This window comes from Streptomyces sp. NBC_01549 (assembly GCF_026339955.1).
Classification (GTDB): Bacteria; Actinomycetota; Actinomycetes; order Streptomycetales; family Streptomycetaceae; genus Streptomyces.
The window spans coordinates 4,390,797-4,407,457 of the sequence record NZ_JAPEPW010000001.1; the positions used below are offsets into that span (position 1 = coordinate 4,390,797).

General features: G+C 70.5%; 14 protein-coding genes. 6 read left to right on the top strand and 8 right to left on the bottom strand.

Annotated elements, in window-relative coordinates:
- Positions 1-10: 10 nt before the first annotated feature.
- The 3 genes from OG819_RS19580 to OG819_RS19590 are packed head-to-tail and all read right to left on the bottom strand — an operon-like array spanning position 11 to position 4,553.
- Positions 11-967, bottom strand: a complete 957-nt coding sequence (locus tag OG819_RS19580) for a hydroxymethylglutaryl-CoA lyase (protein WP_266650679.1) — start codon at positions 965-967, stop codon at positions 11-13.
- Entirely contained in the window at positions 964-2,922 is a 1,959-nt protein-coding gene (locus tag OG819_RS19585; protein ID WP_266650681.1) for an acetyl/propionyl/methylcrotonyl-CoA carboxylase subunit alpha, read from the bottom strand. Before OG819_RS19585 ends, OG819_RS19580 begins: the two co-directional genes overlap by 4 nt.
- Positions 2,923-2,936: 14 nt before the next feature.
- Entirely contained in the window at positions 2,937-4,553 is a 1,617-nt protein-coding gene (locus OG819_RS19590; protein ID WP_266624869.1) for a carboxyl transferase domain-containing protein, read from the bottom strand.
- Between the two features lie 98 nt (positions 4,554-4,651).
- Here OG819_RS19590 and OG819_RS19595 point away from each other — a divergent pair, with 98 nt between their 5' ends.
- From OG819_RS19595 to OG819_RS19615, 5 genes are all read left to right on the top strand, one after another.
- Positions 4,652-5,254, top strand: a complete 603-nt coding sequence (locus tag OG819_RS19595) for a TetR/AcrR family transcriptional regulator (RefSeq protein ID WP_266624868.1) — start codon at positions 4,652-4,654, stop codon at positions 5,252-5,254.
- Between the two features lie 483 nt (positions 5,255-5,737).
- Positions 5,738-6,256, top strand: coding sequence for a hypothetical protein (locus OG819_RS19600; RefSeq protein ID WP_266650683.1), 519 nt, complete (start codon positions 5,738-5,740; stop codon positions 6,254-6,256).
- A gap of 198 nt (positions 6,257-6,454) precedes the next feature.
- Positions 6,455-7,612, top strand: coding sequence for an acyl-CoA dehydrogenase family protein (locus tag OG819_RS19605; protein WP_266624866.1), 1,158 nt, complete (start codon positions 6,455-6,457; stop codon positions 7,610-7,612).
- Between the two features lie 46 nt (positions 7,613-7,658).
- Positions 7,659-8,531 carry an acyl-CoA thioesterase II gene (tesB, locus tag OG819_RS19610; RefSeq protein ID WP_266413756.1) on the top strand — a complete coding sequence of 291 codons (873 nt, stop codon included), beginning with the start codon at positions 7,659-7,661 and terminating at the stop codon, positions 8,529-8,531.
- 59 nt (positions 8,532-8,590) lie between these two features.
- Positions 8,591-9,571 carry a cation diffusion facilitator family transporter gene (locus tag OG819_RS19615; RefSeq protein WP_266652753.1) on the top strand — a complete coding sequence of 327 codons (981 nt, stop codon included), beginning with the start codon at positions 8,591-8,593 and terminating at the stop codon, positions 9,569-9,571.
- Positions 9,572-9,632: 61 nt separating this feature from the next.
- Here OG819_RS19615 and OG819_RS19620 read toward each other — a convergent pair whose 3' ends face one another.
- The 5 genes from OG819_RS19620 to OG819_RS19640 form a co-directional block, all read right to left on the bottom strand.
- The gene (locus OG819_RS19620; protein WP_266624865.1) at positions 9,633-10,145 is read right to left on the bottom strand and encodes a hypothetical protein; all 513 of its coding nucleotides are present in this window, start codon (positions 10,143-10,145) and stop codon (positions 9,633-9,635) included.
- Positions 10,146-10,236: 91 nt separating this feature from the next.
- Positions 10,237-10,977, bottom strand: a complete 741-nt coding sequence (locus tag OG819_RS19625) for a Crp/Fnr family transcriptional regulator (RefSeq protein WP_266413759.1) — start codon at positions 10,975-10,977, stop codon at positions 10,237-10,239.
- A gap of 3 nt (positions 10,978-10,980) precedes the next feature.
- Positions 10,981-11,133 carry a hypothetical protein gene (locus OG819_RS19630; protein ID WP_266624864.1) on the bottom strand — a complete coding sequence of 51 codons (153 nt, stop codon included), beginning with the start codon at positions 11,131-11,133 and terminating at the stop codon, positions 10,981-10,983.
- Between the two features lie 1,238 nt (positions 11,134-12,371).
- The gene (locus OG819_RS19635; RefSeq protein ID WP_266650685.1) at positions 12,372-13,160 is read right to left on the bottom strand and encodes a phosphatase; all 789 of its coding nucleotides are present in this window, start codon (positions 13,158-13,160) and stop codon (positions 12,372-12,374) included.
- A 149-nt stretch (positions 13,161-13,309) separates the two neighbouring features.
- Positions 13,310-14,839 (bottom strand): PucR family transcriptional regulator, encoded by a 1,530-nt coding sequence (locus tag OG819_RS19640; protein WP_266650687.1) that lies wholly within the window; start codon positions 14,837-14,839, stop codon positions 13,310-13,312.
- 227 nt (positions 14,840-15,066) lie between these two features.
- On the opposite strand from OG819_RS19640, the gene OG819_RS19645 reads away from it, so the two are divergent.
- Positions 15,067-16,548, top strand: a complete 1,482-nt coding sequence (locus OG819_RS19645; RefSeq protein ID WP_266650689.1) for a sodium:solute symporter — start codon at positions 15,067-15,069, stop codon at positions 16,546-16,548.
- Positions 16,549-16,661 lie beyond the last annotated feature (113 nt).

Below are 16,661 nucleotides of genomic sequence, written 5' to 3' on the forward strand. Positions count from 1 at the left end.
GACATGGGGATCATTCCTTGTGGGAGAGGGCTTTGACCGTGCGGGACGGGCTGGGTCGGCCCAGTCGCTCGGCCATCCACACGCTGGTGGCGGTGAGGCGGGCGAGGTCGACACCGGTGTCGATGCCGAGGCCCTGGAGCATCCATACGAGGTCTTCGGTGGCGAGGTTGCCGGTGGCGGACTTGGCGTAGGGGCAGCCGCCGAGGCCGCCCGCGGAGGCGTCGACGGTGGTGACGCCGTGCTGGAGGGCGGCCAGGGTGTTGGCGAGCGCCTGGCCGTAGGTGTCGTGGAAGTGCACACCGAGCGCGCTGGTCGGCACGCCCTCCTCGTTCAGCTCGGCGAGGAGGGTCTGCACATGACCCGGTGTCGCCACGCCGATCGTGTCGCCGAGGCTCAGCTCGTCGCAGCCCATGTCCATCAGGGCCTTGCAGACGCGTACGACCTGATGGATGGGGACGGGACCCTCCCAGGGGTCGCCGAAGCACATCGAGATGTAGCTGCGGACGTGCACCTTGTCCGCCTTGGCCCGGGACACCACCGGCTCGAACATGGCCAGTGACTCGTCGACGGTCCGATTGAGGTTCGCCTTCGCGAAGGACTCCGTCGCGCTGGCGAACAGGGCGACATGGCGGGCGCCGAGGGCCAGCGCCCGGTCCAGACCCCGTTCGTTGGGCACGAGGACCGGGAGGTGCACCCCCGAGGACCTGCCCAGGTCGCTCACGAGAGGGAACAGCTGCTCCGCGTCCGCCAGTTGGGGCACCCACTTGGGGTGGACGAAGCTGGTGGCCTCGATGGTGGTCAGGCCGGAGTCCGCGAGGCGCCGGATGAACTCGGCCTTGACCTCCGTCGGCACGGTCGCCTTCTCGTTCTGCAGCCCGTCGCGCGCGCCGACCTCGTAGATCCGCACCCGCGCCGGCAGGTCCGGCGCCGGTACGACCATGGGGAGGCCGAGTTCGGGGGTGCTCATGGCGTCTCCTCGTACGGTGTCGTCTCCTCGTACGGCGTGATCACGGCCAGCACCTGGTCCATGGCGACCGTCGTGCCCGGCGTGACGTCCAGCTCGCTGACGGTTCCGGCGTGCGGGGCGGAGATGACGTGCTCCATCTTCATCGCCTCGACCACCAGCAGGCTCTGGCCCGCGACCACTTCGTCGCCGACGGCCACCTTCACGACGGTCACCGTGCCGGGCATGGGCGCGGTGAGCGAGTCCAACCCGGCGTGCGCCGCGCCGGTGAGGGAGGCGGCCACGGGGTCGTGGTCGCGCACGTGCCAGGCGTCGCCTTCGCGGCCGAGCCAGTCGCCGGCGCGGTGGAAGGTGTGGCGTACGCCGTCGAGGGTGACGGAGACCCGGTCGGGGGTGACGGTGTTCGTGCCTCGCGGACGGTGAGCGACGGGTTCGAGCCCCGGCACGCGCAGGTGGAACACCACGGGTGCGGGCTCGCCGCCGAGGCGCCAGCCGCTGGGCACCGAGAAGGGGTCGGTCCAGCCGCCGCCCGCCGGGGCCAGCGACGACAGCCGTACCGCGGCAGCGGCGTCGTACACCTCCTCAGGTACGTCACCGCAGCCGGAGAGCAGCCCTTCCGCCTCCCGCTCCACCAGCCCCGTGTCCAAATCCCCCGCCACGACCGCCGGATGGGCCAGCAGCCGCCGCAGGAACCCGGCGTTGGTCTGCACGCCGAGCGTGACCGTCTCCGCGAGGGCGGCGCGCAGCTTCCGCAGCGCGGTCGCGCGGTCGGGGCCGTACGCGATCACCTTGGACAGCATCGGGTCGTAGAGCGAACCGACCTCCGTGCCCTCGCTCAGCCCCGAGTCGGTGCGCACGCCGTCACCCTGGGGTTCGTGCAGGGCGAGCACCGTGCCGCCGGACGGCAGGAAGCCGCGCGCCGGGTCCTCGGCGCAGATGCGCGCCTCCACCGCGTGCCCGGTGAGGGTGATGTCCTCCTGCCCGTACGGCAGTCGCTCGCCCGCGGCGACCCGCAGCTGCCACTCCACCAGGTCGAGCCCCGTGACCAGCTCGGTGACCGGGTGCTCCACCTGGAGACGGGTGTTCATCTCCATGAAGTAGTACGACGACGGGTCGTTGCCGGGGACGATGAACTCGACCGTGCCCGCGCCCTCGTACCCGCAGGAGCGGGCCGCCTGGACCGCCGCCTCGCCCATCGCGGCACGGGTCTCGGCGTCGAGGAACACGCTCGGCGCCTCCTCGATGATCTTCTGGTGGCGGCGCTGGAGGGAGCACTCGCGCTCGCCCAGGTGGACGACGTTGCCGTGGCCGTCGGCCAGGACCTGGATCTCGATGTGCCGGGGGCGGTCGACCCAGCGCTCGACGAGGAGGGTGTCGTCGCCGAAGGACGCGCGGGCCTCGCGGCGGGCGGCGGCGATCTCCTCGCCCAGTGCCGCTGCGTCGCGCACCAGCCGCATGCCCTTGCCGCCACCGCCCGCCGACGGCTTGAGCAGCACGGGCATGCCGATCTCCCGTGCGGCCTCGGCTAGTTCCGCGTCCGTGAGGCCGCTGCCGGACGAGCCGGGGACGACCGGGACCCCGGCCGTCTTCACCGTCTCCTTGGCGCGGATCTTGTCGCCCATCAGCGCGATCGCGTCCGCGGGCGGGCCGATGAAGACGAGCCCTGCCTCGGCGCACGCGCGCGCGAACGAGGCGTTCTCGGCGAGGAAGCCGTACCCGGGGTGCACCGCCTGGGCCCCGGAGCGAGCGGCGGCTTCGAGGAGCCGCTCCACCGACAGATAGCTCTCGGCGGCCGGCGCCGGACCGATCCGTACCGCCGTGTCCGCCTCGCGCACATGCCGGGCGTCGGCGTCCGCGTCGGAGAAGACGGCGACCGAGCGCACACCGAGCGCGCGCAGGGTGCGGATGACGCGTACGGCGATCTCGCCCCGGTTGGCCACAAGGACTGTGTCGAACATCTCGGGCACCCTCATCACATCCGGAAGACGCCGAACTGGGGGTCGCCCAGTGGCGCGTTGGCGCAGGCGGTCAGTGCGAGGCCCAGTACCTGCCGGGTCTCCAGCGGGTCGATCACACCGTCGTCCCAGAGGCGGGCCGTCGCGTAGTAGGCGCTGCCCTGCCGCTCGTACTGGGCGCGGATCGGGGCCTTGAAGTCGTCCTCGTCCTCGGCGGGCCAGGAGTCCCCGCGCGCCTCCAGCTGGTCGCGCTTGACGGTCGCGAGGACGGACGCGGCCTGCTCGCCGCCCATCACGGAGATCTTGGCGCCGGGCCACATCCACAGGAAGCGCGGCGAGTACGCCCGGCCGCACATCGAGTAGTTGCCCGCGCCGTACGAACCGCCGATCACCACGGTCAGCTTGGGCACGCGCGTGCAGGCGACGGCCGTGACCATCTTGGCGCCGTGCTTGGCGATGCCACCGGCCTCGTACTGACGCCCCACCATGAAGCCCGAGATGTTCTGCAGGAAGACCAGGGGGATGCCGCGCTGGTCGCACAGCTCGATGAAGTGGGCGCCCTTCTGGGCGGACTCGGAGAACAGGATGCCGTTGTTGGCGACGATCCCGACCGGGTGTCCGTGGATGCGCGCGAAGCCGGTGACCAGGGTCTGCCCGAACTCCGCCTTGAACTCGGCGAAGCGCGAACCGTCCACCACGCGCGCGATGACCTCGCGTACGTCGTAGGGGGTGCGGGAGTCGACGGGCACCGCGCCGTAGAGCCCGTACGGATCCACCTTGGGCTCGACGGACTGCTCGACCGCCCAGGGGAGGGGCCCGCGCGCGGGGAGGGTGGCCGCGATGTTCCGTACGATCCGCAGCGCGTGCGCGTCGTCCTCCGCGAGGTGGTCGGTGACGCCCGACACACGCGCGTGGACCTCGCCGCCGCCCAGCTCCTCGGCGGTGACGACCTCACCGGTGGCGGCCTTCACCAAGGGGGGCCCGCCGAGGAAGATCGTGCCCTGATTGCGCACGATCACGGCCTCGTCGCTCATCGCCGGGACATACGCGCCGCCGGCCGTGCACGAGCCGAGGACCGCGGCGATCTGTGGGATCCCCGCCCCCGACATCCGCGCCTGGTTGTAGAAGATCCGCCCGAAGTGCTCGCGGTCCGGGAAGACCTCGTCCTGCATGGGCAGGAAGGCGCCTCCGGAGTCGACGAGATAGACACAGGGGAGGCGGTTCTCGAGCGCCACCTCCTGTGCCCGCAGGTGCTTCTTCACGGTCATCGGGTAGTACGTGCCGCCCTTGACGGTGGCGTCGTTGGCGACGATCACGCACTCGCGGCCGCTGACCCTGCCGATCCCGGCGATCACCCCGGCGGCCGGGGCCTGCCCGTCGTACATCCCGTGGGCGGCCAGTGGGGCCAGCTCCAGGAAGGGCGAGCCCGGGTCGAGGAGTGTGTCCACGCGCTCGCGCGGGAGCAGCTTCCCGCGCGCGGTGTGGCGCTCCCGGGCCCGCTCACCGCCCCCGAGGCGTGCCTCGGCGAGCTTGGCGCGCAGCTCCTCGCCGAGGGCGCGATGGGCCGCCTCGTTGGCCCGCCAGGCCTCCGACGCGGGATCTGCCGCGCTCGTCAGCTCCGGTGCTTCGTGCATGTCCCGCGGTCCCCTCACCAGTGGTCCACCAGTTAATGAGCGTTAACGCATGTCATCCAGGTTAACGACCGCTAACCTCCCTGTCTAGAATTGCTTTCATGGCCACGAGAACCGACGCCCCCACCCGACGCGAGCAGATCCTCAAGGAGGCTGCCCGGCTCTTCGCCGAGCGCGGCTTCCACGGCGTCGGGGTGGACGAGATAGGAGCGGCGGTCGGCATCAGCGGCCCCGGTCTGTACCGGCACTTCGCGGGCAAGGACGCGATGCTCGCCGAGCTGCTGGTGGGGATCAGCGGGCAGCTGCTCACCGGCGGCAAGCGCCGGGTCGCGGAGGCCGACGGGGGCGCGGAGGCGGTCCTCGACTCGCTCGTCGAGGGTCACATCGACTTCGCGCTCGACGACCGTCCCCTGATCACCCTGCACGATCGCGAGCTGGACCGCCTGCGCGACAGCGACCGCAAGCTCGTACGGCAGCTGCAGCGGCAGTACGTCGAGCTGTGGGTGGAGGTCGTGCGCGAGGTGTATCCGGCCCTCACCGAACCCACGGCCCGCTCGGCGGTGCACTCGGTCTTCGGCCTCCTGAACTCGACACCCCACCTCGGGCGGCCGGCGGCGTTGCCGGGGCGCGAGGTGACGGCGGCCCTGCTGCATCGGATGGCGCGGGGTGCCTTCGCGGCGGCGGCCGGGGCGGGGGATCAGTAGGGGGTGTTGTGCGGGTTTGATGCGAGCGCGGTTTTAATGCGAGCGGCGGCTCCGCCCCCTGCACGATGATGGCGGCCATGGACGGACACATGACCATGGACGGACACACCTCCGACTGGGTGACCCTCTTCTGCTTCGAGAACGTCCCCGGCTGCCCGCGGCCGGGCCGGCTGATGGCGGTCTGACTGCGTGACCGGGGCATCGACTGGGAGCCCTTCGCCGCGCACGACGTCCGGGTCGACCTCATGTGCGGGGTCCGGTCGGACGGCCACTGGCACGGCACGTTCGCCGTCCACGTGCGCGCGGACGCCCTGCGCCGGCTCGGCCTCCATCCCGATCAGCCGACGTCGGCACCGGCCGACCCGCCGCCACCCAAGTGGTGGGGTCCATGGGCGCGTTGATCCGCGATCCGCGATCCGCGATCCGCGATCCGCGATCGTGGGTTCTGCCGTCGCGCCACCGGTCGGTCGGTAGGTTCACGTCATGAGTGACGACGAGGACTACCTGGAGAAGAGTCCGGCGGCCGCACGGATGGGAAAGGCGGCCGAGTATCTGATCGCGGCCTCGGCCATCCTCGCCACGGGCGGTGAGCTGAACGTCTCCACCTCGCTGGTCGATGACGAGGGGGTGGACCTCGTCTTCCACCGGCGCGGGAGCTCGGCGACCCTGGCGGTGCAGGTGAAGGCCCGGATGTCCACCGGAACGCAGATCCGGCAGGGCAGGCTGATGGCCTTCGTGCGTTCCCAGACCTTCCAGCCGCGGGCCGACCTGGACATGCTGTTCGTCGCCGTGGACGTCGAGCGGGGAACGATCATGACCGCCTGGCTGATACCGAGCGGCGCGTTCGGGGAGATGATCGCCGAGCCCAACGGCAGGGGGCGCTTCCGGTTCTCGGCGTCGTTGAAGCCGGACTCCAACGACCGCTGGACCCCGTTCCGGCTGACCGCCGCGGAGCTTCCGCAGCGCGTCCTCGCCCGGCTGGCCGAGTTGGAGCGGGCGTGACGAGCGTCGAGCGGGCGTGACGAGCGTCATGGGGGAGGACGGCCGATGGCTCTGGACGGTCGTCGTGACCGACGGGTAACCTAGCTTCTGAGCAAGCGCTTAGATTTGGGACCGCAACCATCAATTGAGGAACCCAGACGGCGCGCAACCAGGTACGCGAGAGCGGCGCCGGCTTAGGCGCAAGGAAGGGTGGCGGCGGTGCGCCGTACGGTGTTCAACGAGGACCACGAGGCGTTCCGGGAGACCCTGCGGGCCTTCATAGAGGCCGAGGTCGTTCCCGTCTACGACGAGTGGTTCGCCGCGGGCCAGGCGCCGCGCGACTTCTACTACAAGCTCGCCGAGCTCGGCATCTTCGGCATCCGCGTCGACGAGGAGTTCGGCGGCGCCGGCATCGACTCGTACAAGTTCGAAGCCGTGATGTACGAGGAGACGGCCCGCGCGGGCGTCCAGTTCGGCGGCTCCGGTGTGCACGTGCTGCTCGGCCTGCCGTACATCAAGATGCTCGCCACCGACGAGCAGAAGAAGCGGTTCCTGCCGAAGTTCGTCTCCGCCGAGGAGATGTGGGCCCTCGCGATGACCGAGCCGGGCACCGGCTCCGACCTCGCGGGCATGAAGACCACCGCGAAGCTCTCCGAGGACGGTACGCACTACGTCCTCAACGGCGCCAAGACCTTCATCACCGGTGGCGTGCACGCCGACCGCGTCATCGTCTGCGCCCGTACCTCCGCGCCGACCGCCGAGGACCGCCGCTTCGGCATCTCCCTCTTCGCCGTCGACACCAAGTCCGAGGGCTACTCCGTCGGCCGCAAGCTCGACAAGCTCGGCCTGAAGACCTCCGACACCGCCGAGCTGGCGTTCGTCGACGTGAAGGTCCCGGCCGAGGACCTCCTCGGCGAGGAGAACAAGGGCTTCTACTACCTCGGCCACAACCTCGCCTCCGAGCGCTGGGGCATCGCCTTCGGCGCGTACGCGCAGGCCAAGGCCGCCGTCCGGTTCGCCAAGGAGTACGTGCAGGAGCGCACCGTCTTCGGCAAGCCGGTCGCGCACTTCCAGAACACCAAGTTCGAGCTGGCCGCCTGCCAGGCCGAGGTGGACGCCGCCGAGGCGGTCGTCGACCGCGCCCTGGAGGCCCTGGACGCGGGTGAGCTGACCCCGGCCGAGGCCGCGTCCGCCAAGCTGTTCTGCACCGAGGTCGCGCACCGCGTGATCGACCGCTGCCTCCAGCTGCACGGCGGCTACGGCTTCATGAACGAGTACCCGATCGCCCGCCTGTACGCGGACAACCGCGTCAACCGTATCTACGGCGGCACCAGCGAGATCATGAAGTCGATCATCGCGAAGGACATGGGCCTGTAAGGCCGGTGAAAGATCACCGGAAACAACCGCACGATACAACTGACGCATGAGTCAGGCACTTGAGTCCCTGCTCGATCTGCTCGACCTGGAGCGGATCGAGCGGGACATCTTCCGCGGCCAGTCCCGCTCCGCCGTCGTCCCGCGTGTCTTCGGTGGGCAGGTGGCGGCGCAGGCGCTGGTGGCCGCCGGGCGTACGGTCCCCGAGGACCGGCACGCGCACTCCCTGCACGCGTACTTCCTGCGTCCGGGGGACCCCGGCGCGCCCATCGTGTACACGGTGGACCGCATCCGTGACGGGCGCTCCTTCACCACCCGCCGTGTCGTCGCCATCCAGCACGGGCAGCCGATCTTCCATCTCTCCGCGTCCTTCCAGACGTACGAGGAGGGCATGGAGCACCAGGCCGCGATGCCGGCCGCGCCCGACCCGGAGACGCTGCCCACGGCCGCCGAACTGCTGCCGTTGTACGCCGATGTCATCAAGGACCCGGTCGTCGTCGAACGGCTCCTCGAAGCGCGCGAGTCCGTCGACCTGCGTTACGTCGACGCGCCCCCGTACGGCACGGTCGGCGAGGTCCGCGAACCGCACTCCCAGGTGTGGTTCCGCACCAACGGCAAACTGTCCGACGATCCCCTCCTGCACGTCGTCCTCGCCACCTATGTCTCCGACATGACGCTCCTCGACTCGATCCTGCTCGCGCACGGGCGCGGTGGCTGGGTGACAGGCGACGTCGTCGGGGCCTCGCTGGACCACGCGATGTGGTTCCACCGCCCCTTCCGCGCCGACGAATGGCTGCTGTACGACCAGGAGTCGCCGTCCGCCTCCGGGGGCCGCGGCCTCGGCCAGGCCCGTATCTACACGCAGGACGGACGGCTGGCCATTTCGGTGATCCAGGAGGGCGTGGTCCGCATCCCCCGGTAGGTCGGGGCCTGCCCGGTAAGACTGACCGGGGGCCCACCCGGTAAGACTGGGGCATGGCCATGACTGAAGCGGGAGCCGGACAGCAGGACGACGAGGGCGGCGAGAGCACCTTCACGGTGATCGTCGCCGCCCTCGCCAATCTCGGGATCGCGGTGGCCAAGGCGGTCGCGGGCGTCATCAGCGGATCGAGCGCGATGCTGTCCGAGGCCGCGCACTCGGTGGCCGACACGGTCACCGAGGTACTGCTGCTCACCGCGCTGAAGCGCAGCGAGAAGCCGGCCGACGAGGAACATCCGCTGGGCTACGGCCCCGAACGTTACATATGGGCGATGCTCGCCGCCGTCGCCACCTTCGTCGGCGGCGCGGTGTTCTCCCTCTACGACGGCATCCACACCCTTGTCGCGGGCGAGGAGCCGGGCGACCCCCTCGTCGCGTACATCGTGCTCGCGGTCGCCTTCCTGCTGGAGAGCTTCTCCCTGCGCACCGGTGTACGCCAGGCGCGCGGGGAGGCGGAGCGTGTGGGAGCGCCCTTCAAGCGCTACCTCCGGTACACCCCGGACACCGCCGTGAAGGCCGTGGTCCTGGAGGACTCGGCCGCGCTGATCGGCCTTGTTCTCGCGGCGGGCGGTCTGCTCGGCGGGCAGCTCACCGGCTCCGGCGTCTGGGACGGCATCGCGTCCCTCTGCATCGGTCTCCTTCTGTTGTACGTCGCCTGGGTGCTCGGCCGCTCCAACGCCGAGCTGCTGATCGGCCGCCCGCTGCCCAAGTCGGTGCGGGAGCGGATCCGGGCCGAACTGCTCGCCGTGGAGCACGTGGAGGCCGTACTGGAGCTCACGACCCTCGTGCAGGGGCCCCGCGAGGCGCTGGTCGCGGCCAAGGTCGACTTCAGGGACGTCTCGACCGCCGCCCAGATCGAATGGGCCTGCGAACAGGCCGAGGCACGGCTGCGCGAGGCGTTCCCCGGGGTGAGCCGGGTGTACCTCGACCCGACACCGGGCTACGCCCAGCGCCGCGAGGAGGGCTTGAACCCGTTGCCGTAGTGCGGCTCCCGTTGCCGTAGGGCGACTCCCGTGGCTGTAGCCCGGCTCCCGCCAGGGGCGGTCAGGCCTTGCGCAGGAACCGGATCCTCTGCTGGGCCCTGCTCACGGCACGCTCCAGCTCCATGCGGGCGTGCTCCTGCTTCATCGCGCGCTCCATGTGCGTGTCGAGCTCCGTCTGCGGCACCCTCGCGGGGCTGGTGAGCTGGGGGAGGCCGGTGGCGAGGTAGCCCTCGAAGTGGTCGGTGACATCGTGCAGTTCGGTCCGGATCACCTCCAGCTGATCGGCGGATGCCTTGATGAGGTTGCGCAGCCGCCTCAGCGGGGCGAGGTCGGCGGCCCGGCAGGGCTTCTGGGCGAGCTCGCACAGCTTCTCGAAGGTCTCCTTGAGGTAGCTGTCGGCGTCGTCGAGGTCCTTGGCGTTGTCGTCGGTGTCGCGGTTCTTCTTCATCCACGCGAACACCTGGCGGCCGTGGCGGATCCCGAGGAGGGCGAGGGCGGCGGTGACCGCGCCGGACAGGGCGGCCACCACCGGGGAACCGGCGCCGGCCGCCAGGGTGGTCGAGCTGAGGATCATCGTGGTCCGATCCGTTCGTGGGTGCGCGCCTGACCCCGCACGGGGCCCTGCGGCGTTACGGGAAGTCGTCGTTGACTCGGCCGGACAGGCCCTACGAAGGCATGGCGATGTCGCGCAGGGCGAGGAGGTCCGTCACCACGAACTGCCGGTATCTGCTGGTGATCACACCGTGGGTCTCGCGCAGGGTGCGGACCGCGTTCTCGACGGTGGAGACGCCCATCAGGAGCGCATCGGCGATGTCCCTCTGGGTCGGGCCCAGGATGGTGACCTGGCCGGGGTCGGCGGAGTTCGTCCGGCCGGCGACCCCGGCCAGGTGCAGCAGCAGGCCGCCGACCCGCTGCACGGGCGAGCGGGTCGGGGTGCAGTAGATCATCTCGTCACTGCGGTTGCGGTCCTCCAGGCTGCGCAGCAGGGCCAGTTGGGCCTCCTGCTGGCGGCGCAGCAGGAGGTTCATGCGCTTCACGGAGCAGGGCATGACCCAGGTGGTGGTCAGGCAGACGGTCGTGACCGTCGCCTCGGGGTCGATCAGCTTGGCCTCGCCCAGGAGTTCGCCGACGCCGCGGAACCTCGTGATCCTGGTGGAGGCGAACCCGGCGCCGAAGGGGAAACGCTCCTGGAGGACGCAGCCGCCCAGGATGATGTACACGTTTCCGTCGCCCGGTCCCAGCGGCAGTTCCTCGTCGCGTTCGTAGACACGGGCGTCCAGGCCCCAGGTGCTGACGAGCAGCGGCCAGGTGTTGCCGGGGAGGTAGTGGAGAAAGGTGCCCTCGGGCATCGCTTGACGGCCTTTGAGGACGTCACTGGTGCGGAAGGCGTCGACCTTGGGAGGCATCGGTCACTCCCCTGCCCCGGCCGCGCCGTACGGCGTCGCGGAGGCGTGCGGCCGTAACGGGCCGTGATGGTGACGTTGTGTCGGTCGAGGGCTGCCGATGGCCCGGGTGACGAGGGTCTTCGGCAGGGCGACGCCATCGGCGACGGCGGTCTGCATCGGTTCTGAGGTCCTTCCCGCTCGGGAAAAACAGGGGACCGGGTGCGTCCGCCGACTGGCGGGCGCACCCGGGCTGGTGGGTCCAGAGCCCTCTCCGTCGCATGGTCATCCGGCTGGTTTAGGTCCGGACGCGAGGCGAAGGCGTTACATCGACAAGTTACCTCCACTCGCGCGGAATTCGCCAGTCGCGCATGTGTGGCGACGGGAATTTCCCGTCGGCGGAGGTCGCGAAGGGAAGGGAAAACAAACCCTCGCAGGAGGGTTTTGTCGCGCCGACTCCGTTGGGTGTGGTCCAGGTTACGCTCCGTCTTGCGGAGGGAGGGTCGTCAAGTGTGAATGCCGATATTCCGCAAGGATATCCGAAGACGCGCTTGAAAATTTCCCGCAGATGAGCGGAAGGGGGTGCGGATGTGAACGCGATGGAAAACAAGGAGGCCCCGGGGAACCACCCCCGAGGCCTCCAGGAAAGGGTCTGGACCCACCAAGGCTCAGACCGACTTCCAGTAAACACCATGAGCTGCGAAAAGGTCACTCGGGCAGGGAAAAGTCGGGCAGGCTTCCCTCCGGGGAGGGATTCGCGGGCTGGACCTGACCACGCCCTCGGCGCGGCGGGTCGCGCACCGGCATGCCGAACCTTACGTCCCTTTTGCTACGCTAGGAGAATTTCGTCACGCGGTTCGTTTCGTTCATCGCTCATACTCGAACGGCACGAGTGAATAACGATCACATCTGGATCGGTGTCGACCGGTCGAGCCGGGGTGCCCTCACCGGCATGACCGTCCGATCGGTAGTTCGAAAGGAGGGCGAGCAAGCACCCAATTAAGTGCGTTAATGTCGCCACTTACCTTTCCTCGGGGTGCTGGACGTGTGGTCGAGCGAAACTCTCCGGGGATTTATATCGCCTTGCGAGCGCCTTGAATCCGACTCCCCATTTCATTTATTTATGCGCGTTCGGGAAAGGGGTTGGAGAGGGGTGGCAAGTCATCCGTCGGCCCGTCCTTCGCGACGCCCACCCTTTGGAAAGTCGACCAATGAACACCAGAACTCCGGCCGGTGACGGTGCCTCCGGGCGCCTGGTTGAGCCCCGCCGCATCGTCAACGCTGCGACGAGGCGCGGGGGCCGAGCCGGACCAGGGACCCCAACGGCGCGTAGCGCGCCGAACACTCGCCATACAAATGCGACTACTTTCCGTAGCCCTCCGTGCGGCGCGGTGCCGCTCACGTTCCCGCGGTGGGCGTCAGAGGAGTCCCGCAGCGGAGAGCAGATACGCCGTCAGCGGGTCGTAGAACCGCGGGCTCGTGACGTGGTCGTCGAGGGGGACCGTCACCTGGACCGTGCCCTCGGACTCGGCGAGGAAGAGGGCCGGGTCGTTGGAGTCGGCGTAACCGACGGAGTCGACGCCGAGCTGGCCCGCGCAGCCCGCCCAGCCGTGGTCGGCGACGACCAGATCGGGCAGGGGACGGCCCGCGCCCTCGAGGCCCTTGAGGATCGCGCGCATCGGCTCGCCCGAGTGCGTGTGCCACAGCGTGGCGCCGTGCTCCAGCACCGCCACGTCCGCGAACTGCATGACGTACCCCTCGTCCGTCTGTAGCCCGTCCGGAATGACGACGATCTCGCAGCCGGCGCCGCGCAGCGCGGTGGCGGTGGCGCGGTGCACGTCGAGGAGGCCGCCGGGGTGGCCGGTCGCGAACAGCACCCGCTGCTCACCGTCCGCCGCCTTGCGCAGCCGCGCCGCCATCCGCTCCAGGGCGTCGACGGTCAGCTCGGGGTCGATGGTGTCCTGGCCGTAGCGGTACTCCGGGTCGTCGTTCACACCGCACCGCTCCGCCATCACGGCGAGCACGTCCTGCTCGTCGGTCCAGCGGTCGCCGAGTTCCAGGCCGAGCCAGAAGTTGCGGTCGCCGTTGGCGAGCTTGCGGTAGTGGGAAAGGTTGTTCTCGCGAGGCGTGGCGACGTCGCCCGCGATACGGGTCATGACCAGGTGGTCGACGAGCTCGGCGCGGCTGGGGGTCCCGGATATCGGCATGCCACCCATTGTGCCGGGGCGCTCCGCTGGTAGGGCGGTTGTCCTGAACCGTGGGATGCGGGTCACTCGGCGTGAGGCGGTCGTTGTCGGTTTCCCGCCCACCCGCCCGACTCGGCCTGCTGAGAGGTGAGGGTCGGGGGAGGCTTCTCTCAGGCATCTCTCAACGCGAACCACAACTCCATCCGTACGTCCGCGTCGTCGAGGTCCGCCTCCAGCAAGGTCCCACACCGCGCGATGCGTTGGCGGACGGTGTTGCGGTGGACGGAGAGGGCGACGGCCGTGCGGTCCCAACTGCCGTGGAGGGAGAGCCAGGTACGGAGGGTCTCGGTGAGGGCGGGGGTGGCGGCGATGGGGGCGAGCAGCGCACGCGCGTGGGCCTCGGCGTCGGCCGAGGGCACGAGGTCCGCCAGGGCGGGGCGCTCGCCGTGCCGGACGAGGGGCGTGCGGGTCGCCCGGGCCCGGGCCAGGGCGCGGGCCGCCTGCCCGTCGGCGGACGCCCACTCGTGCGGGCCGACCGCCGCGCTGACCCCGCAGATCCAGCCCTCCTGCGCGGTCGGCTCGCGGTGGCCGGGGATCAGGACGCGTACGACACCCTCGCCGGTGTCGATGAGCGCGGAGCCCAGCGCCGCCCCCAGCGCCGACGCGGCGACGGCGTCCGGCGCGGGGCCGTCCGCCGCGGGGCGGGCGTGCACGACGGTCCACCGGTCCCCGCCGAGCAGCGGGGCCACGTCCTCGGGCGCGGCGCCCAGCAGGAGTCGTACGAGCGCCGCCGAGCGCGCCGCACCGCTTCCGCTCTGCTGCTCCCCGGTGAGGAGGGAGAGGAGCACGGCCGCGACGGAGGCGATGGTGTGGTCCCCGGGGTCCCGGCGCGGTGCCGCGACCCCGAGGACGAAGCCCTGCCCGCCGCCGAGGGCGTACGCGGCGAGGTGGGTGCCGCCGACGGTGTCGGTGGCGGAGGAAGGGGTGGGAGCGGGAACGGGGGTGGGGGTGGGGGCGGGGCCCTGGGGGCCGGTGGCCTGGGTTCCCCCGGGGTGCACGACGCCGGCCAGGGCGCCCAGGGCCGTCACGGGGCCTGCCTCCGGTGGCCTCCCCGCCCGGGCCAGTTCCGCGCCCTCCGGGCCGTACAGCACCGCCCAGCCGCTCACCCGCTGAGCCAGCTGCCGCAGCACCGCCGCCGCCGGGTCCGGGCGCGCCGCGGCGGCCGCCAGGCTCTGCTGGGCCTCCGTGACGCGCCGCAGCTCCGCCAGCCGGGCCTGCGCCATCAGCTGCCACACCGCGCGGGCCACGCCCGAGAAGGTGGTCTGGGGCGGGACCTCCAGCAGGGGCAGGCCGTAGGTGTCGCAGGCCGCGACCAGGGCGCGCGGGACCGTGTCGTGCACCGGCGCCAGGCCGAAGCCGAGCGCCGCGCCGCCCGCCGCCACGATCCGGGCAACGTAGTCGTCGAAGTAGGTACCCGAACCCGCCGCCTCCGGGATGTGCACCCCGGCGGTCAGCAGCAGCTCACCGCCCAGCAGATACGGGTACGGGTCCGCCATCTCCGAGGTGTGCGCCCAGTGGATCACCGTGTCCGGGTCGGAGGGCCCCGCGATCCGGCGCAGGCCCAGGTCCTCCCGGGCCAGGAGAGCCGACAGAGGAATCGGTGGGGTGGGTGGGACAGATGTGGCGGATGCGTCCGGCATGGTGGACGTTCCCTCCATCCGGATCGGCTGCAATGGATGAAACGTACACTTCAGAGTCATCTTCCGGCCACCTAATGTCGGTGCCGTCGGCAGCCGTGGGTACGGGCGTATGTCCCCGCGATCCGCTGCCGGTCTCCCGGCCGGGCGTCGCTCGTCGCTCGCCCGTCCGCGTCCCCATGTCCATCTGCACGACACGCCACCGATGAGTGCGCGAAGGAGGGCCCCCTATGGCCGTCGACTACACAGTGATCGTCGTCTATCTGGCCGGCATGCTGGCCATGGGCTGGTGGGGCATGCGCCGCGCCAAGTCGAAGAGTGACTTCCTGGTGGCCGGGCGGCGCCTGGGTCCCGCGATGTACTCCGGGACCATGGCCGCGATCGTCCTCGGCGGCGCGTCCACCATCGGCGGCGTCGGGCTCGGATACCAGTACGGGCTTTCCGGCGCCTGGATGGTGTTCACCATCGGCCTCGGACTCCTCGCCCTCTCCGTCTTCTTCTCCGCCCGTATCGCCCGCCTGAAGGTCTACACCGTCTCCGAGATGCTCGACCTGCGCTACGGCGGCCGGGCCGGCGTCATCTCCGGCGTCGTGATGTGGGCCTACACCCTGATGCTCGCGGTCACCTCGACCATCGCGTACGCCACCATCTTCGACGTCCTCTTCGACATGAACCGGACGCTGGCGATCATCATCGGCGGCTCGATCGTCGTCGCGTACTCCACGCTCGGCGGCATGTGGTCGATCACCATCACCGACATGGTGCAGTTCGTCGTGAAGACAGTCGGCGTGCTGCTGCTCCTGCTGCCCATCGCGGTCGTCAAGGCCGGCGGGTTCAGCGAGATGAAGGCCAAGCTGCCCACGGAGTACTTCGACCCGCTGGGCATCGGCGGCGAGACGATCTTCACCTACGTGCTGATCTACACGTTCGGCATGCTCATCGGCCAGGACATCTGGCAGCGCGTGTTCACCGCCCGCAGCGACAAGACCGCCAAGTGGGGCGGCACCGTCGCCGGTACCTACTGCCTGGTGTACGCCCTCGCCGGCGCCGTCATCGGCACGGCCGCCAAGGCGATGTACCCGACGCTGCCCAGCGCCGACACCGCCTTCGCGACCATCGTCAAGGACGAACTCCCGGTCGGCGTACGGGGCCTGGTGCTCGCCGCCGCCCTCGCCGCCGTGATGTCCACGTCCTCCGGCGCCCTCATCGCCTGCGCCACCGTCGCCAACAACGACATCTGGACCAAGCTGCGCGGGGCCGTACGGCGCGACGGCGAGGTCCGTGACGGCGAGCCGCACGACGAGGTCAAGGGGAACCGCGTCTTCATCCTCGTCATGGGCGTCGCCGTGATCTGTACCGCCATCGCCCTCAACAACGTCGTCGAGGCGCTGACCGTCGCGTACAACCTGCTCGTCGGCGGTCTGCTCGTCCCGATCCTCGGCGGACTGCTGTGGAAGCGCGGGACCGTGCACGGCGCGCTCGCCTCCGTCGTCGTCGGCGGACTCGCGGTCATCGGGCTGATGGCGACGTACGGCATCCTCGCGAACGAGCCCGTCTACTACGGGCTGCTGTCCTCGCTGGTCGCGTACGTGATCGTCTCCCTGGCCACGCCCGCGACCGACCCGGCGGTGCTGGCCGCCTGGCGTGAGCGGCTGGCCGGGCGTGGCGCGGACGCCGAGGCGACGGCCGAGCCGACGGCCGTGGTCGCCTAGCCGCCGCACCGCACCCCAGCCCCCGAAGAACTTCGGCCCGGCCGCCGCACGGCGACCGGGCCGGGCGGCCCCCGGTCAGCGGGGTCCGCGACACTGGAAAAGCGCCACCTGTA